Origin of the sequence: Pseudomonas sp. AG1028 (genome assembly GCF_007993955.1) — a bacterium.
Classification (GTDB): Bacteria; Pseudomonadota; Gammaproteobacteria; order Pseudomonadales; family Pseudomonadaceae; genus Aquipseudomonas; species Aquipseudomonas straminea.
On record NZ_VIVP01000019.1, the window covers coordinates 1 to 19,594 of the forward strand.

The 19,594-nt window shown below is 62.6% G+C and carries 14 protein-coding genes; 13 read left to right on the top strand and 1 reads right to left on the bottom strand.

Annotated elements, in window-relative coordinates; all coding sequences use genetic code 11:
• Positions 1-357 precede the first annotated feature (357 nt).
• Positions 358-1,644, top strand: coding sequence for a chromosome partitioning protein ParA (locus FB481_RS22875; protein ID WP_147178063.1), 1,287 nt, complete (start codon positions 358-360; stop codon positions 1,642-1,644).
• 174 nt (positions 1,645-1,818) lie between these two features.
• On the top strand, positions 1,819-2,760 hold the full coding sequence (locus tag FB481_RS22880) for a 1-aminocyclopropane-1-carboxylate deaminase/D-cysteine desulfhydrase (protein WP_147178065.1): 942 nt from the start codon (positions 1,819-1,821) through the stop codon (positions 2,758-2,760).
• On the opposite strand, the gene FB481_RS22885 is transcribed toward FB481_RS22880, so the two are convergent.
• Positions 2,749-3,714, bottom strand: coding sequence for a DUF1853 family protein (locus tag FB481_RS22885; protein ID WP_147178067.1), 966 nt, complete (start codon positions 3,712-3,714; stop codon positions 2,749-2,751). The genes FB481_RS22880 and FB481_RS22885 overlap by 12 nt on opposite strands.
• 306 nt (positions 3,715-4,020) lie before the next feature.
• On the opposite strand from FB481_RS22885, the gene FB481_RS22890 reads away from it, so the two are divergent.
• The 11 genes from FB481_RS22890 to FB481_RS22940 all read left to right on the top strand — a co-directional run bounded on the left by FB481_RS22890 (position 4,021) and on the right by FB481_RS22940 (position 18,833).
• Positions 4,021-4,908 carry an NAD(+) kinase gene (locus FB481_RS22890; protein WP_013790927.1) on the top strand — a complete coding sequence of 296 codons (888 nt, stop codon included), beginning with the start codon at positions 4,021-4,023 and terminating at the stop codon, positions 4,906-4,908.
• Positions 4,908-5,882, top strand: coding sequence for a metallophosphoesterase (locus tag FB481_RS22895; RefSeq protein ID WP_147178069.1), 975 nt, complete (start codon positions 4,908-4,910; stop codon positions 5,880-5,882). The genes FB481_RS22890 and FB481_RS22895 overlap by 1 nt, the downstream gene beginning before the upstream one ends.
• Positions 5,879-6,748 carry a rhomboid family intramembrane serine protease gene (locus FB481_RS22900; protein WP_147178071.1) on the top strand — a complete coding sequence of 290 codons (870 nt, stop codon included), beginning with the start codon at positions 5,879-5,881 and terminating at the stop codon, positions 6,746-6,748. The genes FB481_RS22895 and FB481_RS22900 overlap by 4 nt, the downstream gene beginning before the upstream one ends.
• A gap of 71 nt (positions 6,749-6,819) precedes the next feature.
• On the top strand, positions 6,820-7,083 hold the full coding sequence (locus FB481_RS22905; RefSeq protein ID WP_013790930.1) for a YeaC family protein: 264 nt from the start codon (positions 6,820-6,822) through the stop codon (positions 7,081-7,083).
• Complete coding sequence (locus tag FB481_RS22910; RefSeq protein ID WP_147178073.1) at positions 7,083-7,916, top strand: DUF2797 domain-containing protein; 834 nt, start codon at positions 7,083-7,085, stop codon at positions 7,914-7,916. The genes FB481_RS22905 and FB481_RS22910 overlap by 1 nt, the downstream gene beginning before the upstream one ends.
• 68 nt (positions 7,917-7,984) lie before the next feature.
• A complete protein-coding gene (gene pepN / locus FB481_RS22915; protein WP_147178075.1) occupies positions 7,985-10,648 on the top strand; it encodes an aminopeptidase N in 2,664 nt (887 codons plus the stop codon).
• Between the two features lie 528 nt (positions 10,649-11,176).
• Entirely contained in the window at positions 11,177-13,141 is a 1,965-nt protein-coding gene (locus tag FB481_RS22920) for a DUF1302 domain-containing protein (RefSeq protein WP_093503274.1), read from the top strand.
• 15 nt (positions 13,142-13,156) lie between these two features.
• Positions 13,157-14,518, top strand: coding sequence for a DUF1329 domain-containing protein (locus tag FB481_RS22925; protein ID WP_147178077.1), 1,362 nt, complete (start codon positions 13,157-13,159; stop codon positions 14,516-14,518).
• Positions 14,519-14,682: 164 nt separating this feature from the next.
• Positions 14,683-15,726, top strand: a complete 1,044-nt coding sequence (locus FB481_RS22930; RefSeq protein WP_147178079.1) for a YCF48-related protein — start codon at positions 14,683-14,685, stop codon at positions 15,724-15,726.
• Between the two features lie 19 nt (positions 15,727-15,745).
• Positions 15,746-18,124: an RND family transporter gene (locus FB481_RS22935; RefSeq protein WP_147178081.1), complete on the top strand. Its 2,379-nt coding sequence runs from the start codon at positions 15,746-15,748 to the stop codon at positions 18,122-18,124.
• A gap of 271 nt (positions 18,125-18,395) precedes the next feature.
• Positions 18,396-18,833, top strand: coding sequence for a hypothetical protein (locus FB481_RS22940; RefSeq protein ID WP_147178083.1), 438 nt, complete (start codon positions 18,396-18,398; stop codon positions 18,831-18,833).
• Positions 18,834-19,594 lie beyond the last annotated feature (761 nt).

The following is a 19,594-nucleotide window of genomic DNA, read 5'->3' on the forward strand; positions in this document are numbered from 1 at the left end:
AAAGCTCGCCAGAGTCGCATTCGCCTTGATGAAAACTCAAGGCGAGTACATCAGCAGAAGGGCATAAAGGCATTGCCCTAAACCATAGAATCTCCTACGAAAGTATTCCGCACATTGGTCGCTCCCGCCACTTTGCAATCAAAGCGCTGCAGCCGAGCTGAACGATCGTGAACAGGCTCTAATTTGCACTTTCGGTCGATCTCCACCGAACCGGTCACAGTTCGGTCGTACCGTTCGTCCTGTGGCCGAGTGACTGCCAACCGGGTCACACAGCCTGTCACAGGTTCTCGCCTAGACTTGCCTGGCTGCCGCTCTATTGCGGCGGCTCGAAACCGTCATTAGCTGTGGAGAACATCGATGAGCAAGCCGCAACTGATCGAGGCCGTGATGTTCTTCGCCCCGGACGGCAGCATCGGCAAGCAGATGTTCTACACCGAGTTCGAGACCCTGCTCGATGGCCTGGTGAAGATGCCGACCCTGGCCGACGAGCAGGTGCGCGCGGTCTACGTGGTGATCAGCGGTCGCCTGCAGATTCGCTCGGCAGTGTTCTTCTATCTGGATTTCGACGAACACGGCGCACCTGACGCCGGATGGAACATTCCCCTGCAGCAGATGGCCGAGCGTGCCGGCCGTGGCCCTGACCTGGGCGGCGGGCCAATACGCCTGGCCTGCCGCAGCCAGTGCCCGGTGTCCTGGCACCAGATGCATCTCTGGGATCCGAGCCTGGTGCCCGGCAATAACGATCTGGCCACCCTGCGCGACACGGTACGCGCCAACAGCCTCGGCATTGTGCTGCAGGAAGAGGAAGCCGCGGCCGTGACGCCGGAACGCCTGCAGGTGGCGTCCGAGGATCAGTGGTACGCCGTCGATCCCGCCCGCGACATGGCCGAAAAACTGGCCGAGCGGCTCTCCCACGATTACCGGCAAAAGGCCGCGCAACTGGTTCGCCAGCAACGTGAGCGGCTATCGGCCCTGGCCACCGAACACCAGGCCGAGCTGGCCCGCGCGACCGCCCGCAGCGAAGCGCAACTGGCCGAGCTGCAGGGGCAGATGCAGGCACTGCGTCAGGCGTTGCGCCAGCAGGAAGGGCTCAACCAGAACCTCAAGGCTCAGCTGGCCGAGCAGCTGGAAGTGCAGCAGAGCGAACGCGAGGAGATGGCGGTGCGGGTGCGCGCCGCCGAGCGTCACGCCCGCACCGAGCGGGAGATTCTGCGTGAGCAGTTCGACGAGGAACTGCGCGCCCGCATTCTGGCCACCCAGGCCGTTGCCGAGGAACAAGCACGCCGCCGTGAGAACGAAGCCGCCCAGCGCGGCGCCAGTCAGGTGCTCGAGCGCCTGGCCGCCCAAGGCGTGGTGTTCGTGGTCTTCCACCCAGGCGCCGGGCACCTGACCGTGCCGCTGCAGGATGTCGACCGCTACCTGGCCAGCCCGCTGGCTTATGCCGCGAGCAAATGCTTCGTGCCGGAGAGCCAGTACCGTCAGTGGCTGGAGCACTACCAGCGTCCGCGCTGCGAAGGTTTGCAAAGCAATGGTGAGCGCTGCGGCGCGGCCCTCGAACGGGTCGAGACGCCCGGGCGTTTTGTCGCCGGTGACTCCAACTGCTGCATGCTGCATAAGAGCGCGCTGCTGCGCACCGTGGGCTAACAGGCCGTTGAAGAACTACCTACGTTGCCATTGCTGCGTTAAAAACCGCCTCAAAATGCTCATGTACAACTCGTACACTCCGCTTTTTTCGGCGGTTTTTTCCTTGCACTGGCTGCCTCGCCTACGTTTTTCAACGGCCTGTTAAACTTGCGGCCTTTTCGGGGCCGCCTGTTCATGACCACGATTCCACTCTCTGCTATCAGCACCTGGCATCCCCAGGCGCCGCTGCAGCGCCTGCATTTCGACTGGCTGGCAGGCGTCGAGCTGGCGGTGCTGCGTCTGGATCTGATCGATCCGCTGATCAGCGGTAACAAGTGGTTCAAGCTCGCGCCCCATCTGCGCCTTGCCGCTGAGCAGGGCGCCGGCGGCATTATCAGTCTCGGCGGTGCCCACTCCAATCATCTGCATGCACTGGCGGCCGCTGGGCAGCGCTTTTCGTTCCCCACGGCCGGCCTGCTGCGCGGCCACACCCAGGACACTCCGACCGTTCAGGATTTGCAGCGTTTCGGCATGCAGCTGCACTGGCTTGGCTATGGCGGCTACCGCGAGCGGCATCGGGCCAATTTCTGGGAACCATGGCAGGCGCGCTATCCAGGCTTTATGCCGGTGCCCGAGGGCGGTGGAGGGGTGCCCGGTGCGCTAGGCTGTGCGGATTTGCCCAGCATGGTGGCTGCGCAATTGCCGGCGCTGGGTTGGGACGACTTTCACGGCTGGTGGCTGGCGGCGGGGACCGGCACCACCCTGGCCGGGCTGGTGATTGGCGAAGGCGGGCAGCGCACCGTGCACGGCGCCCTGGCCGTGCCGATGGATCATGGCGTGTCGGAACAGGTGCGTGGGCTGCTGGCCGAGGCGGGGCGCGACGACATCGGATACCAGTTGCTGGACGCTTGCCGCGGCGGCTTCGCGCGTCAGGATGCCGAGTTGCTGGCCTTTATGGCGCAGTGCGAGGTGCAGAGCGGCTTGCCGCTGGAGCCGCTATACACCGCCAAGGCGCTCCTGGCCTTGCGTGACGCCATTGGGCGAGGCGACATCAGGGCAGGCACGCGCTTGATCTTCGTGCACACCGGCGGCCTGCAGGGCCGTCGCGCCGCTCTCATGGCAGATTCAGCGCGCTGAAGGCGGCGCGCCACCGGGTTCGGTGCCGCTGTTGGGCCAGTCATCGGCGACCAGAAAGATGCGCTGGCGCTCGGCAAGCGCGCCATTGCCATCAGGCTGCAGATCGACCAGCAACTGGGCGCCGGCTTCCGCGGGCAGCGCTTGCAGCCAGCTCTGCAAATGAGCCTCGGACCAGCCCTGCGTCGCCGGCAGTTTAGCCGGTGCCAGCCAGGCACTGCGCGGCAGCGGTTGCCAGCGGGCATCTGCGTACTCGGCCTGCAGCGCCGACCATTGCCGACGGTGCAGCCAGCGCCCGCGCAGGTGCGCGGGCTCGGCGCCGGGCGGCGGCGGATGATCCAGACCGTGGGGATAGAACAGATAGCCGCCCAGCCACATCGAGGCCTGGATCGGCGCGTCGGTTAGCGCATGCAAGGTTTGCCGCGCTTCGGGCGAAGCCGACAGGGGGAGCTGGTGAGTGGCCAGATGATCGAGCTTGAGATCCAGACGATCACGACCGCCCGGGCCGATCCAGCGTTCGAGCGCGCCCGGCGGCTGGCCCAGGTACAGCTTGATCGCCAGCTCGACGTGATGCACGCCGCTGGCATCGCGCAGCAGCAGATCCAGCTCGCCCAGGGTATGGCCGCCCTGACGAATCGGCAGATTGGCCGCCAGCACTTCGATACCGGGCGCCGCCTGAAGGGCGAACTGCCACAGGCGCTCGTAGTAGAGCCCCAGGCGTCGCACCGAGCTGCGCGACAGCCATTCGTGCAGTGCTTGCGGGCACTCATCCTGACGCTGCAGCCAGTCGGCCAGCAGGCCCAGCTCGGCTGCCCAGCTACTGGCGATGAGCGGGTGGCGCTGCGGCCATGGCGTATGGGCGAGCAGGGGCGGCGAAAGCAGCGTCCAGGCCAGGTCGCGCACGGCAGGTTCGCTGAGGTGGCGGGGCAGGTCGGCAAGCGCGGTGAAAGGGTTCATCGCTGCAGCATAGGCGTTTGGCAAGCCCTTGAAAAACTACCTACGTTGCCATTGCTGCGTTAAAAGCAGCCTCAACAAGCTGCTCGCAGCTAACGTACTTCAGTGCGGCCCGAAGCGAGTAATGCTCATGTACAACTCGTACACTCCGCTTTTTCGCTGTTTTTGTGGGGCCGCCCAGGCCTTGCACTGGCTGCCTCGCCTACGTTTTTCAACGGCCTGCCAGGGCCGTCGGCGTCAGGGTTTGCTGGCGCAGGGTGCCTTCGCCCATAATCCAGGCCATTAGAGCCAGAGCGTCGCGGGAGCCCCATGGAGCAGTTTCGTAATATTGGCATCATCGGCCGCTTGGGTAGCACCCAGGTGCTCGATACCATCCGCCGCCTGAAGAAGTTCCTGCTCGACCGCCAGCTGCACGTGATTCTCGACGACACCATCGCCGAGGTGCTGCCGGGCCACGGCCTGCAGACCTCGGCGCGCAAGCACCTGGGCGAGTTCTGCGACCTGGTGATCGTGGTCGGCGGTGACGGCAGCATGCTTGGCGCCGGCCGCGCCCTGGCGCGCCACAAGGTGCCGGTGCTGGGCATCAACCGCGGCAACCTGGGCTTTCTCACCGACATCCGCCCTGACGAGCTGGAATCCAAGGTCGCCGAGGTGCTGGAAGGCAACTACCTGACCGAACACCGCTTTTTGCTGGAAGCCGAAGTGCGCCGCCACTCCGAGGCGATCGGCCAAGGCGATGCACTCAACGACGTGGTGCTGCACCCGGGCAAGTCGAATCGGATGATCGAGTTCGAGCTGTATATCGACGGCCAGTTCGTGTGCAGCCAGAAGGCCGACGGCCTGATCGTCGCCACGCCGACCGGCTCCACGGCCTACGCGTTGTCCGCGGGCGGGCCGATCATGCATCCCAAGCTCGATGCCATCGTCGTGGTGCCGATGTACCCGCACACGCTGTCCAGCCGGCCCATCGTGGTCGATGGCAACAGCGAGCTGAAGATCGTCGTTTCCAAGGACCTGCAGCTCTACCCGCAGGTGTCGTGCGACGGCCAGAACCATTTCACCTGCGCGCCGGGCGACACCATCACGGTGCGCAAGAAATCCCAGAAGCTGTGCCTGATCCATCCGCTGGATCACAACTACTACGAGGTCTGCCGTACCAAGCTGGGTTGGGGTAGCCGACTCGGCGGAGGCGACTGATGCAGCTCGATCCGTCTCGCGGTTATGACCTGATCGGTGATGTGCACGGTTGCGCCAATACCCTGGTGCGCCTGCTGGAACGCATGGGTTATCGCCGCCAGGACGGCGTGTGGCGGCACCCGCAGCGCATGGCGATCTTCCTCGGCGACCTGATCGACCGGGGCCCGCGCATCCGCGAGGCCGTGCACCTGGTGCACGACATGGTGCGCGCCGGCGAGGCGCTGTGCATCATGGGCAATCACGAATTCAACGCCTTGGGCTGGATGACACCGGCGCCACCGGGCAGCGGGCGCGCCTTCGTGCGTGAGCACACGGCGCGGCACGAACGGCTGATCGGCGAGACCTTGCGGCAGTTCGAGGCCTACCCGCATGAATGGCGCGACATGCTGGCGTGGTTCTACGAGATGCCGCTGTTTCTCGACGCCGGCCATTTCCGCGTGGTGCACGCCTGCTGGGACGAGGTCATGATCGCCTCGCTGCGCGGGCAATTCCCCAGCGGCTGCATCGACGAACACTTCCTGCAGGCGTCGGCCATTCCCGGCAGCTTCGCCTGCACGGTGCTCGACCGCCTGCTGCGCGGCACCGACATGCGCCTGCCGGGCGGGCTGACCATGACCAGCAGCGATGGATTCACTCGCTCGTTCTTTCGCACCAAGTTCTGGGCCGGCAACCCGCTGACCTATGGCGACGTGCAGTTTCAGCCCGACCCGTTGCCCGAGCAGGTGGCCTGCCTGCCGCTCAGCGAAGAGGACAAGGCGCAGCTGCTGACCTACGGCCCCGAGCAGCCGCCGCTGTTCGTCGGCCACTACTGGCGCAGCGGCACGCCGGCGCCGATCTGCCCGAATATCGCCTGCCTGGACTACAGCGCGGTGATGTACGGCAAGTTGGTGGCCTACCGGCTGGATCAGGAAAAACGTCTGGACCCGACCAAATTCGTCTGGGTCGAAGTCGAGCGGCCGGAGCTGTCGCAATGAGCCCGGTGATCGCCTTGCGCGCGCCGCTGGAGCAGAATCTCGCGGCCTTCATTACCTTGCTGGCCCGGCTGGGCGTACCGCACCGCGTGGCCGAGCAGGGTAACGAGCAGGTGCTCTGGGTGCCGAACGAGGAAATCGCTGCCCAGGTGCGCGAGTTGTATACGCGGGCGCCGGAGGGTGACCCCAACCTGCAGCCGATGCGCACAACGGTTGCCAGCTCGCGCCCAGGCATCGCCGCCCAGGCCAGGCGCAGCCCGCTGACCCTGGTCGTGCTGGCGCTGGCCCTGCTGGTCGCAGTGCTGACCTGGGGCGGTGAAGACTACGACGTGGTGCGTTGGCTGAGTTTCGTCGACTTCCATATCGATGGGCAGTACATCTATTTCGCGACCTTCGCCCAGGCCATGGACAGCGGCCAGTGGTGGCGCCTGCTGACGCCCATGCTGCTGCACTTCGGCATTCTCCACCTGGCGATGAACAGCCTGTGGTACTGGGAATTGGGCCGGCGCATCGAGGCGCGCCAGGGCGCGCTGATGCTGTTGCTGCTGACGCTGTGGTTCGGCCTGGCCGCCAATGTGGCGCAGTACGTCTACGGCGGGCCGGCGCTGTTCGGCGGTTTGTCCGGCGTGCTCTACGGGCTGCTCGGGCACTGCTGGCTGTTCCAGTGGCTGGCGCCGAATGCGGCATACCGGCTGCCGCGCGGCGTGCTGGTGAGCATGCTGGTCTGGCTGCTGATCTGCATGACCGGCGTCTTCGAGCTGCTGCAGTTCGGCGCCATCGCCAATGCCGCCCACGTCGGCGGGCTCGTTGCCGGCTGCCTCACTGGCGCCATCGGCGGACTGCTGGCTCGCCAGTTGGCGCGGCGATGAGCATCGCCAGCGCCTCGGCTTGGCGGGGTAGATAGGGTAGAATCGGGGCTTTTCCAGCCCTGGAGTCAGCCATGTCCTCCTTCGTCGAACTGATCCGCAACATCACTCCGGACGTGTATGAAAGCCTCAAGCTGGCCGTGGAGATCGGCAAGTGGCCGGACGGCCGCAAGCTCACCCAGGAGCAGAAGGAGCTGAGCCTGCAGGCGATGATCGCCTGGGAGATCGAGAACCTGCCCGAGGATCAGCGTACCGGTTACATGGGCACATCCGAATGTGCCTCCAAATCCGCGCCCATCCCCAACATTCTGTTCAAATCCTCGGAAACCCTGCACTGATGTTAGAAGTAGCCCGCGGCGCCCTGAGCAAGATGGCCACCCAGCTCGATGCGCCAGTGCAATACGCGTTTCGCCTGGGTGACGAGCAGGTCGCCGTCAACCCGATGATCGGCAAGACCGTGCGCCTGGAGTTTCTCGGCGCCATTCATTGCAGCCATTGTGGCCGCAAGACCAAGTCCAGCTACAGCCAGGGCTATTGCTATCCCTGCATGCAGAAGCTGGCCCAGTGCGACCTGTGCATCATGAGCCCCGAGCGCTGCCACTACGACGCCGGCACCTGCCGCGAGCCGAGCTGGGGCGAGCAGTTCTGCATGACCGACCACGTGGTCTACCTGGCCAACTCGTCAGGCATCAAGGTCGGTATCACCCGCGCCACGCAGATTCCCACCCGCTGGATCGACCAGGGCGCCACCCAGGCGCTGCCGATCATGCGGGTCGCCACCCGTCAGCAGTCGGGCTTCGTCGAAGACCTGCTGCGCAGCCAGGTGGCGGACAAGACCAATTGGCGTGCCTTGCTCAAGGGCGACGCGGCGCCGGTCGACCTGCTGCACGTGCGCGAGCAGATCTTCGATGCCTGCGCCGGTGGCATCACCGCGCTGCAGGAGCGTTTCGGCCTGCAGGCCGTGCAGCCGCTCAATGAGCAGAGCGTGGTGGAAATCCGCTATCCGATAGAGGCCTATCCGGCGAAGATCACCAGCTTCAACCTGGACAAGAATCCCGTCGCCGAAGGCACGCTGCTCGGCATCAAGGGCCAGTACCTGATGTTCGACACGGGCGTCATCAACATTCGCAAGTACACCGCGTACCAGATCGCCGCCAGCTGCGCCGCCTGACCGGCAGGCGCGGCCGACACCATTCACCCGCTTGCCGCGCCCGCTGGCGTGGCATCGAAGAGGTTCCCATGCGCACCGAGCAATCGAAGACCATCTACCTCAAGGACTATCAGGCGCCGGATTACCTGATCGACGAAACCCACCTGACCTTCGAGCTGTTCGAGGATCACACCCTTGTGCACGCCCAGTTGGTGATGCGCCGCAATCCGGCGCTGTCCGCCGAGCTACCGGCGCTGGTGCTGGACGGCCAGCAGCTCGAGCTGCTGCATCTCAAGCTCGATGACCGTGAACTCGCTGCTGGCGACTATCAGCTCACCGACAGCACGCTCAGCGTACAGCCGACCCAGGCCAGCTTCGTCATCGACAGCACCGTGCGCATCCACCCGGAAAGCAACACCGCGCTGGAAGGCCTGTACAAGTCCAGTGGCATGTTCTGCACCCAGTGCGAGGCCGAGGGCTTTCGCAAGATCACCTATTACCTCGACCGCCCGGACGTGATGAGCAGCTTCACCACCACGCTCAGCGGCGACAAGCAGAAGTACCCGATCCTGCTGTCGAACGGCAATCCGATCGCTAGTGGCGAGGAAGACGACGGCCGCCACTGGGCGACCTGGGAAGACCCGTTCAAGAAACCGGCCTACCTGTTCGCCCTGGTGGCCGGCGACCTGTGGTGCGTCGAAGACAAATTCACCACCATGAGCGCCCGTGAAGTGACGCTGCGCATCTACGTCGAGCCGGAAAACATCGACAAGGTGCAGCACGCCATGGACAGCCTGAAGAAGTCCATGAAGTGGGACGAAGAGGTGTATGGCCGCGAGTACGACCTGGACATCTTCATGATCGTCGCGGTCAACGACTTCAACATGGGGGCCATGGAGAACAAGGGCCTCAACATCTTCAACTCCAGCGCCGTGCTGGCCCGCGCCGAGACCGCCACCGATGCCGCGCACCAGCGTGTCGAAGCGATCGTCGCCCACGAGTACTTCCATAACTGGTCCGGCAACCGCGTGACCTGCCGCGACTGGTTCCAGCTGTCGCTCAAGGAGGGCTTCACGGTATTCCGTGACGCGGGCTTCTCGGCGGACATGAACTCGCCGACGGTCAAGCGCATCCAGGACGTCGCCTACCTGCGCACCCACCAGTTCGCCGAGGACGCCGGCCCCATGGCCCACCCGGTGCGCCCGGATGCGTACATGGAAATCTCCAACTTCTACACCCTGACCATCTACGAGAAAGGCGCCGAAGTCCTGCGCATGATCCACACCCTGCTGGGCGCCGAAGCATTCCGCAAGGGCTCGGACCTGTACTTTGAGCGCCACGATGGCCAGGCCGTGACCTGTGACGATTTCGTCAAGGCCATGGAAGATGCCAGCGGCGTCGACCTGACCCAGTTCAAGCGCTGGTACACCCAGGCCGGTACGCCGCGCCTGGCGGTGACCGAGCAATACGATGCCGCCGCCAAGACCTACACCCTGACCTTCACCCAGAGCTGCCCGGCCACGCCAGGGCAGAGCGAGAGCAGCAAGTTGCCGTTCGTGATTCCGGTGGCGCTGGGCCTGCTGGACGGGCAGGGCAATGACCTGCCGCTGCGCCTGCAGGGCGAAGCCGCCGCGGTGGGCGGCAACCGCGTGCTGTCGGTGACCGAGGCGCAGCAGTCGTTCACTTTCGTCGATGTTGCCGAAAAGCCTTTGCCGTCGCTGCTGCGCGGATTCAGCGCGCCGGTGAAACTGAGCTTCGCCTACGACCGCGACCAGCTGATGTTCCTGATGCAGCATGACAGCGACGGTTTCAACCGCTGGGAAGCCGGCCAGCAGCTCAGCGTGCAAGTGCTCCAGGAACTGATCGGCCAATACCAGCGCGGCGAAGCACTGGTGCTCGATCAGCGCCTGGTCAGTGCACTGCGCACCTTGCTGCAGGACGACACGCTGGATCAGGCCATGGTCGCCGAAATGCTGTCGCTGCCGGGCGAGGCCTACCTCACCGAAATCAGCGACATCGCCGATGTCGACGCCATTCACGGCGCCCGCGAGTTCGCCCGTCAGCAGTTGGCCGACGCGCTGTTCGAGCCGCTGCGGCAGCGCTACCAGGCCAACCGCGAGGTGTCGCGCAACACGCCGTACGTGGCCGAAGCCGAGCACTTCGCCCGCCGCGCCCTGCAGAACATCGCGCTGTCCTATCTGATGCTGAGCGACAAGCCCGAGGTGCTGGTCGCGGCGCTCGATCAGTTCGAGAACAGCGACAACATGACCGAGCGGCTGACGGCCCTGGCGGTGCTGGTCAATTCGCCATTCGAGGCCGAGCGTAGCAAGGCCCTCGACGCCTTTGCCGAGCACTTCAAGGACAATGCGCTGGTCATGGATCAGTGGTTTAGCGTGCAGGCCGCCAGCACCTTGCCGGGCGGGCTGGCCCGTGTGCAGGCGTTGATGGAGCACCCGGCGTTCACCCTGAAGAACCCCAACAAGGTGCGCGCGCTGATCGGCGCGTTCGCCGGGCAGAACCTGGTGAACTTCCATGCCATCGACGGCAGCGGCTACCGCTTCCTGGCCGATCAGGTGATCGTGCTCAACGCGCTGAACCCGCAAATCGCCTCGCGCCTGCTGGCGCCGCTGACCCGCTGGCGCAAATACGGCGCTGAACGTCAGGCGCTGATGAAGGCCGAGCTTGAGCGCATTCTCGCCTCCGGCAAGCTGTCGCCCGATGTCTACGAGGTGGTCAGCAAGAGCCTGGCCTGAGCCCGTGCCCGGGGCGGCAATCGCCGTCCTGGGTAGCAAGGCTTTTTGATCTCCCCGCGGCGTCCGTTCTGGACGCCGTTTTTCTTCCCGCCAATCACCTGCTCGCTGTTACCAGCGGCCTTGGTGGTAACAATTTTTTGTTACTTCGAGGAATGAAAAGCTAACGCCGCGCTTGGCGACGCCCTTACTATCGCCGCCGCTGTCGCGATGCTGGCATTTAGCCGTGATTTTTTTCCGTCACTGATGGGTTTCGACAGCCTGCTGAAAGTGTTTGTGAGCCATTCTGGGTCGCTAATCGGCTGTTGCTGGTCAGTGGCCGACCAGTCACAAAGGGACGCTACGGAGCTGCTCTAGAAAAGCGCTTTCAGCTAATACGATCGTTTGAATTGGCACCAAGGTTGCACTGCAGTGTGCAGTGACGCCAGCCAGTCCAAGGTCATCGCCGGGTGCCAAGTCAGGCACCCGTAAGGCCTGCCAGAAAAACGGGTCGCACGAACAATGACTGTCTGTCTGCGGAGTAAGTATTCAATGCGTATCAAGTCCCTCGAGCAGGCCCCGCGGGCAAGAGCCGGCTTCGCCCTGGCCGGCATGCTGCCGTTGCTGGCGGCGGCGCCTGCCCAGGCCGCGGAGTTCAGCTTCGCCGATAACGAGATCAGCGGCTCGCTGGACACCACCCTGTCCTACGGGCAGCTGTGGCGCGTGCAGGGGCAAAGCAGGGACAACGACGACGTCAACGTCAACGACGGTAACCGCAATTTCGACACCGGGCTGGTCTCCGAGGTGTTCAAGGTCACCTCCGATCTGGAGATGAACTACCAGAACTACGGTCTGTTCGTGCGCGGCACGGCGTTCTATGACACGCAGATCATGGACAAGCGCAACGACTACTACAACGGCAACCGGATCGCACAGCCCAGCCAGAACACGCCCAACGATGACCGTTTCACCCGCGACACGCGGCATGCTGCAGGTCGCGATGCGCAGATTCTCGACGCCTACATCTACGGCAACTGGGACGTCGCCGAGCACCCGCTCAGTGCGCGCCTGGGGCGCCAGGTGTTCAACTGGGGCGAAGGCCTGTTCTATCGCGGCGGGGTGAACACCAGCAACCCGGTGGATGGCGCGCGCTTCCGCCTGCCCGGCGCCGAACTCAAGGAAGTGCTGATTCCCGTCGAGGCGGTCAGCTTCAATATCGGCCTGACCGACAACCTGTCGATGGAGACCTTCTACCAGTTCAAATGGAAGGAAAGCGCCATCGACCCGGTGGGCAGCTATTTCTCGGAGACCGATCTGTTCGCCGAGGGTGGCAGTACGGCGTATGCGCGAAACGCCGCGCTAGGCGGCACCGATTTTCGTAGCAACTACAGCGCTTTGAGTGCGCTCAGGGCTGGCGGGCTGCAGGGCACCGAGTATCTGGACAGCAACGGTTACTTCAAGGCCGCCTCCATCGGCTCGGATCTGAAGGCCAAGGACGACGGCCAGTTCGGCGTTGCCTTCCGTTACATCGCCGAACAGCTGAACTCGACCGAATTTGGCTTCTACTTCGTCAATTACCACTCCAAGGAGCCGACGCTCCATGCCGATCTGAATGGCTTCTCGGGGCTTGACCTGGATGCGCTTACCGCAGCCGCCAGCAGCAACGCGATCAGCAGTTATTCGACGCTGCAGACATTGGCCGGTTTAGGCAATACCACTGCTCAGCAACTGCTCGGTCTGGTCAACGGCGCCGCCACCGTCGATGCCGCCAATCAGATCAATGCCCAGCGCGAGTATGTCGAAAACATCCGCATGTACGGCTTCAGCTTCAACACCACCGTGGGCGATGCCTCGCTGTTCGGTGAGCTGACCTACCGGCCCAACTTGCCAATCGCCATTGCCGCCACCAACGACTTGCTCGGTGATCTGCTGCGTCAGGCGCCGCTTTTGGTGCAGGGGCAACAGGGCAACATCGGCGGCCAGGCGCTGCAGCTGGGTGACCAGATCCGTAACTACGAGCGCGTCGAGGCCTATGACGCGTCGCTTGGCACCATTTACAACTTCGGGCCGTCCTTGGGTTTCGATGCGCTGACCGGGGTGGCCGAGCTGGCCTCCGAGCACCTGCGTGGCAGCGACCTGAAGTACACCGCCTTCGATGGCTCGACCCGCTATTACTCGGGCCGCGGCGACTCGTCCTATACCTTCGGCTACGGGCGCAGCTACCAGGTCAACCGCAATGCTTACGGCTACACCCTGGTGCTGTCGGGCACCTGGAACGACGTGTTCGCCGGGGTGAACCTGTCGCCCTACGTCGTCTATCGTGACGATTTCGAAGGCAACTCCTACCAGACCGGGCGTTTCGTCGAGGGCCGCAAGGCTTACACCCTCGGTATGAAGGCGGCGTACATGAACAGCCTGGAAGCCGAACTGCAATACACCGAGTTTTCCGGCGGTGGCAACAACAACGCCGTGCGCGACCGCGACAACATCGGCGTCAACGTCAAATACTCCTTCTGATCACGGGGATAGAGCATGCTGAACATCAAGGGTGTCGCCGTCGCGCTGGTGCTGCTGGCTGGCAACAGCATGGCCGCGGTAGCGCCGCAGGACGCCGCCAAGCTCGGCAGTAGCCTGACGCCGCTGGGTGCCGAAAAGGCTGGCAACGCTGCCGGCACCATTGCGGGCTGGACCGGTGGCATCACCCAGGCACCAGCCGGTTACAAGGGCTCGGGCACCCACCATGTCGACCCGTTCGCCGCCGATAAGCCGCTGTTCACCATCACTCGTGCCAACCTGGCTCAGTACCGTGATCAGCTGACGCCTGGGCAGGTGGCGTTGTTCGAGACCTATCCGGATAGCTTCCAGATGCCGGTCTACCCCAGCCGTCGTTCGGGCTCGGCGCCGCAGTGGGTATATGCCAACACCGCCAAGAACGCGGTCAGCGCCAAGCTGCTCGACGGCGGCAATGGTTTCGCCGATGCCTACGGCGGCATTCCGTTCCCGATTCCACAGAACGGCGTGGAAGCCCTGTGGAACCACATCGCCCGCTACCGCGGCACCTACGTGGTGCGCCGTGCCTCGGAAGTGGCGGTGCAGCGCAACGGCTCCTTCTCGCTGGTCACCTCGCAGCAGGAAGCGCTGTTCAAGTTCTATGACCCCAAGGGCAGCTACGCCAACCTGAACAACATCCTGTTCTACTACCTGTCGTTCACCCGCAGCCCGGCGCGTTTGGCTGGCGGTGCGGTGCTGGTCCACGAGACCCTCGATCAGGTCAAGGAGCCGCGCCAGGCCTGGGGTTACAACGCCGGCCAGCGCCGGGTGCGCCGCGCGCCGAACCTCGCCTACGACACGCCGATCTCCACGGCCGATGGCCTGCGCACCGCCGATGACACCGACATGTTCAACGGCGCGCCGGATCGCTACGACTGGAAGCTGCTCGGCAAGCGCGAAATCTACATTCCCTACAACAGCTACAAGCTCACCAGCCCTGAGGTGAAGTACAAGGACCTGTTGCAGGTCGGCCACCTCAACCCGGCCTACACGCGCTACGAGCTGCACCGCGTGTGGGTGGTGGAGGGCACGCTCAAGCCGGGCCAGCGACACATCTATTCCAAGCGCACCCTTTATCTCGATGAAGACAGCTGGCAGGCCGCCGTGGTCGACCAGTACGATGGTCGCGGCGAGCTGTGGCGCGTGTCCATGGCCTATCTGAAGAACTACTACGAGTTGCCGACCACCTGGTCTGCGCTGGATGTGTTCCATGATCTGCAGGCGCGTCGCTACCACGTGCAGAATCTGGACAACGAGGAAGCCAACACCATCGACTTCAGCCAGCCGATGGCCGAAGACAGTTACTTCACACCGGCAGCATTGCGTCGTCGCGGCACCCGATAGAAGGCAAAGCCCGCCTGTTGTGCGACAGGCATTCGCGCGGTCGATAACGCGGGCTTTTTCTTACAAAACAGCAGATCGTGGTGGCTACCATGTTCCGCAAAGGCCGATAGCATAGGCGGCGCTTTCAAGGCGCTGGATATAACAAGAACAAGGGGGAGTTGTGTATGAGTGAGCCCATGGTGCGGCGCACCCGAAGCGGTAAGAAACCGTGGCCCGTGCTGCAGGCCCTGGCACTGTGCTCGCTGCTGGTGGCCGGCCTGCCGGTGCTGCAGGCTCAGGCTGCCGACGCAGCGACCTTCTCGGTGCCGTCGACGCGGGCCGTCTCCAGTCTCCTGCTCGATGTCGCCCACGCCGGCAAGCGCCTGGTGGCGGTCGGCGAGCGCGGCCATGTGCTGTTCTCCGATGATGGCGGCGCCAACTGGACCCAGGCCAAGGTGCCGACCCGGCAGTTGCTCACCGCCGTGTATTTCGTCGACGACCAGCATGGTTGGGCGGTCGGCCACGATGCGCTGATTCTGGCCAGCAGCGACGGCGGTGCCACCTGGACCAAACAGTTCGAGGACCTGCAGCGCGAAGCACCGCTGCTCGACGTATGGTTCCAGGACGCCCAGCACGGCTTCGCCATTGGCGCCTATGGCGCGCTGCTGGAAACCAGCGATGGCGGCGCCACCTGGGATGACGTCAGCGACCGTCTCGACAATGAAGACACCTATCACCTCAACGCCATCGCCGATGTACCGGGCGCCGGTCTGTTCATCGTCGGCGAGGCGGGCAGCGTATTTCGCTCCACCGACGGTGGGCAAAGCTGGGAAACCCTGGAAAGCCCCTATCAGGGCTCGCTGTTCGGCGTGATCGCCAGCGGCGAGGCCGATGGCCTGCTGATGTTCGGCCTGCGCGGCCACCTGTTCCATTCCAAGGACGCCGGTGAAACCTGGCAGCAGGTTGCGCTGACCACAGCCGGTGGCGGCGACCTGGAGTTCGGGCTGGCCAGTGCGGCGACCCTGGACGACGGCAGCATCGTGGTGGTCGGCCATGGCGGCAGCGTGCTGCGCAGTGCCGACCACGGCAACAGCTTCAGCGTGTTCAACCGCCCTGATCGTTTGTCCGTGGCGGGCGTCACTGCGGGTGCAGACGGCAAATTGGTGCTGGTCGGGCAGGGCGGTGTGCGCCTGACCACCGAGACCGGTGCCAATCCAGGCCAACAATAACAAGCTGGGGTAGTGTTCGATGAGTAACCTTGATCAAGACAAGGCCAGCCTGCTGGAGCGCCTGATCTTCAACAACCGACCGGCAGTGATCCTGATCTGCCTGCTGGTCAGCGTCTTCCTGTTCTTCCAGGCCACCCAGGTGCGCCCCTCGACCAGCTTCGAGAAGATGATCCCGCTGAGCCATCCGTTCATCCAGAACATGATGGAGCACCGCAACGACCTGGCGAACCTCGGCAATACCGTGCGTATTTCCGTGGAGGCCAAGGACGGCGACATCTTCAGCAAGTCCTACATGGAAACCCTGCGCCAGATTCACGACGAGGTGTTCTACATCCCCGGCGTCGACCGCTCGGGGCTCAAGTCGCTGTGGAGCCCCAGCGTGCGCTGGACCGAAGTGACCGAGGAAGGCTTCGCCGGCGGCGAGGTGATTCCGCAGACCTACGACGGCAGCGCGCAGAGCCTCGAGGAGCTGCGCGGCAACGTGCTCAAGTCTGGGCAGATCGGCCGCCTGGTGGCCAACAACTTCAAGTCCAGCATCATCGACGTGCCGCTGCTCGAGTCCTACCCGGACCCGCAAGACCAGGGCCGCCTGATCAAGCTCGACTACCAGCAGTTCTCCCACCAGCTCGAGGAGAAGATCCGCAACAAGTACCAGGCGCAGAACCCGGACGTGCAGATCCACATCATCGGCTTCGCCAAGAAGGTCGGTGACCTGATCGACGGCCTGATGATGGTCGCGCTGTTCTTCGGCGTGGCGCTGCTGGTTACCTTCGTGCTGCTGTACTGGTTCACTTGGTGCATCCGCAGCACCATCTCGGTAGTGATCACCACCCTGGTGGCGGTGGTGTGGCAATTGGGTTTGATGCACACGGTGGGCTTCGGCATTGATCCCTACTCGATGCTGGTGCCGTTTTTGATCTTCGCCATCGGTATTTCCCATGGCGTGCAGAAGATCAACGGCATCGCCCTGCAGTCCAGTGCGGCCGATACGCCGCTGATGGCCGCGCGGCTGACCTTCCGCCAACTGTTCCTGCCGGGCATGATCGCCATCCTCGCCGACGCCGTGGGCTTCATCACCCTGCTGTTGATCGATATCGGCGTGATCCGCGAGCTGGCCATCGGCGCCTCCATCGGTGTGGCGGTGATCGTGTTCACCAACCTGATCCTGCTGCCGGTGGCGATTTCCTATATCGGCATCAGCAAGAAGGCGGTGGAGCGCAGCAAGCGCGATTCGGTTTGCGAGCATCCGTTCTGGCGCCGCCTGTCCAATTTCGCCAGCGGCCGCGTGGCACCGATTTCCGTGACTCTGGCGCTGGTCGCTGCGGTCGGCGGCTTCTGGTACCAGCACCAGCACCTGCAGGTCGGCGACCTCGACCAGGGCGCGCCGGAGCTGCGCCCGGACTCGCGCTACAACCTGGATAACGACTTCGTGATCCGCAACTACTCGACCAGCTCCGACGTGCTGGTGGTAATGGTCAAGACCGCACCGGAAGGCTGCTCGACCTATGAAGCCATGGCCGCCATGGACGAGCTGATGTGGACCATGGACAACACCCCGGGCGTGCAGTCGGCGATCTCTATGGTCAGCGTGTCGCGCCAGGTGATCAAGGGCATGAACGAGGGCAACCTGAAATGGGAAACCCTGTCGCGCAACCCGGACGTGCTCAACAACTCCATCGCCCGTGCCGACGGCCTGTATAACGGCGACTGCTCGGTGGCACCGGTGCTGGTGTTCCTCGAAGACCACAAGGCCGAAACCCTCAAGCGTGCGGTGAAGGCGGTCGAAGGTTTCGTCGCCGAGCATCAGTCCGAGAACGTGCAGTTCCTGCTGGCCGCCGGTAATGCCGGTATCGAAGCGGCCACCAACGAGGTGATCAGCACCTCGGAGCTGCTGATTCTGGTGCTGGTGTACCTGTGCGTCGGCGTGATGTGCATGATCACCTTTCGCTCGTTCGCCGCGACCATCTGCATCGTGCTGCCGCTGATCCTCACCTCGATCCTCGGCAACGCCCTGATGGCCTTCCTGGGCATCGGCGTGAAGGTCGCGACCCTGCCGGTGATCGCCCTGGGCGTCGGCATCGGCGTGGACTACGGCATCTACATATACAGCCGCCTGGAAACCTTCCTGCGCGCCGGCCTGCCGCTGCAGGAAGCCTACTACCAGACCCTGCGCTCGACCGGTAAAGCCGTGCTGTTCACCGGCCTGTGCCTGGCCATCGGCGTAGCGACCTGGATGTTCTCGGCGATCAAGTTCCAGGCCGACATGGGCCTGATGCTGACCTTCATGTTTATCGTCAACATGTTCGGCGCCCTGTGGCTGCTGCCGGCCCTGGCCCATTACCTGATCAAACCCGAGAAACTGGCGGGCAAGAAGGGTGGTTCGCTGCTGGCGCACTGACGGGTTGGCTCTGTAAAAGGCGCGCCCTCTACGGTATTTGCATGCCGTAGAGGGCGTTTTGCTAATGCACGATGGGGCTGATTTTTATAGGGCAGTGGTGGGTGTAAAAGTGCGGAAATCAGGTGGTACAGATGGCATCGCTCTGTAGGTCGGTAAGTTTTGATTGGTATGGTCTTGGGTTTTTGCAAATACGGGTAGAACGCGCTTCTGCAGAACACTTTATTATTGTGTTAGCTAAGAGTTCTATCTAATCACTGTCAGGGGTTTAGCAGTGGCGACAACTGAAAACGAATCTGCTTTTGATGTGATTTGGCACTATTTTAGGGCGGCCCTAATTACCACCGCTCTAGCTCCAGCAGTTGGATCATATATCTTAATTGTCAGTGCAGGCTCGTTATCCGCCGGCCCTGGACAGTCGCTTGGCTGGGCTCTATTTTCAATCCCTCTCTCAATGGCCGGATGGGGAATTGCCTATCGACTAATGGCTGTACCAGCTTTCTTTAGCGGAATATTTTACGCAGCTACGATAAGGATCATTTTCAAAGGCAGGCCTCCTAATTTTTTTATAAGAGCCTTAGTGGGTGCGTTTTTAGGCTTCGGTTCTATATATTTATTTCAATTAATAATATTTGGGTTTGATGGCGCTTTGGTGTGGATAGGGGCATGTACAGGAGCATTCATTACAGTTTTTATTAAAAGGCTGGCTTAGCACTCTTGGCAGTTTTGTGCAAACTGCCCCATAAGAGTGAAAGGGTATAAGTGAAACGCGAAAAGGAAGCGAAAAGGCGGCGGATTTATTAATGGTGCAGCGGCACTAGTCTAAAAAATAAATCTGTCCCCTACTGTCCCCTTTCCTACCGGAACGCTTTACTATTGTGTTAACGCAGAATTCTGTCTAATCACTGTTAGAGGTAATGCTCATGACCCTTGAGTGCCCAAGGTGCCAGCAAGGACACATAAGGCCAATGCGCATCAGAAATACGCGAGAATTAATTTGGGTTTGTGAAGAATGCGAGGCAAGCTGGGCAAATATAAACGCCATTAGCAAAAACAGTTTTGAGGACTATGGAACAGCAATGGAATCAAAGGGGCTAAATCCTCTCTGGTCCGAACTGGAGCCACAATAATGCGTAGCGCTTTACCCCTAACAAATCGCTCACTTCGTTCGCTGGGACGGGCTAAAGCCCGCCCCTTAGCTTATCGCCATGCCCCAAGGAAAATTAAATCGTGACAAATGAAATTATTTCTATACCCAGATAGTTTCAGTCATGGAAAAAGGGGGCGGATTTATTTATGGCACAGTGCTGTTGGTCTTGGTCTAAAATAAATCTGTCCCCCTTATAGTAGAGCCTTGTCAAAAGGTTATAATGGAGAAAAAGGGGACACCCATTAGCCGGCCCTGCGTCAAGACTCAAAGCCACCCGCTCTGCTTTTTAAGAGCAGAGTTTTCCAGCGTCGAACCTGATGGGT

Excerpts from the sequence above, each read along its gene's own strand:
- FB481_RS22875 (WP_147178063.1), top strand. The coding sequence starts at position 358 with ATGAGCAAGCCGCAACTGATCGAGGCCGTGATGTTCTTCGCCCCGGAC.
- FB481_RS22880 (WP_147178065.1), top strand. The coding sequence starts at position 1,819 with ATGACCACGATTCCACTCTCTGCTATCAGCACCTGGCATCCCCAGGCG.
- FB481_RS22885 (WP_147178067.1), bottom strand. The coding sequence starts at position 3,714 with ATGAACCCTTTCACCGCGCTTGCCGACCTGCCCCGCCACCTCAGCGAA.
- FB481_RS22890 (WP_013790927.1), top strand. The coding sequence starts at position 4,021 with ATGGAGCAGTTTCGTAATATTGGCATCATCGGCCGCTTGGGTAGCACC.
- FB481_RS22895 (WP_147178069.1), top strand. The coding sequence starts at position 4,908 with ATGCAGCTCGATCCGTCTCGCGGTTATGACCTGATCGGTGATGTGCAC.
- FB481_RS22900 (WP_147178071.1), top strand. The coding sequence starts at position 5,879 with ATGAGCCCGGTGATCGCCTTGCGCGCGCCGCTGGAGCAGAATCTCGCG.
- FB481_RS22905 (WP_013790930.1), top strand. The coding sequence starts at position 6,820 with ATGTCCTCCTTCGTCGAACTGATCCGCAACATCACTCCGGACGTGTAT.
- FB481_RS22910 (WP_147178073.1), top strand. The coding sequence starts at position 7,083 with ATGTTAGAAGTAGCCCGCGGCGCCCTGAGCAAGATGGCCACCCAGCTC.
- pepN (WP_147178075.1), top strand. The coding sequence starts at position 7,985 with ATGCGCACCGAGCAATCGAAGACCATCTACCTCAAGGACTATCAGGCG.
- FB481_RS22920 (WP_093503274.1), top strand. The coding sequence starts at position 11,177 with ATGCGTATCAAGTCCCTCGAGCAGGCCCCGCGGGCAAGAGCCGGCTTC.
- FB481_RS22925 (WP_147178077.1), top strand. The coding sequence starts at position 13,157 with ATGCTGAACATCAAGGGTGTCGCCGTCGCGCTGGTGCTGCTGGCTGGC.
- FB481_RS22930 (WP_147178079.1), top strand. The coding sequence starts at position 14,683 with ATGAGTGAGCCCATGGTGCGGCGCACCCGAAGCGGTAAGAAACCGTGG.
- FB481_RS22935 (WP_147178081.1), top strand. The coding sequence starts at position 15,746 with ATGAGTAACCTTGATCAAGACAAGGCCAGCCTGCTGGAGCGCCTGATC.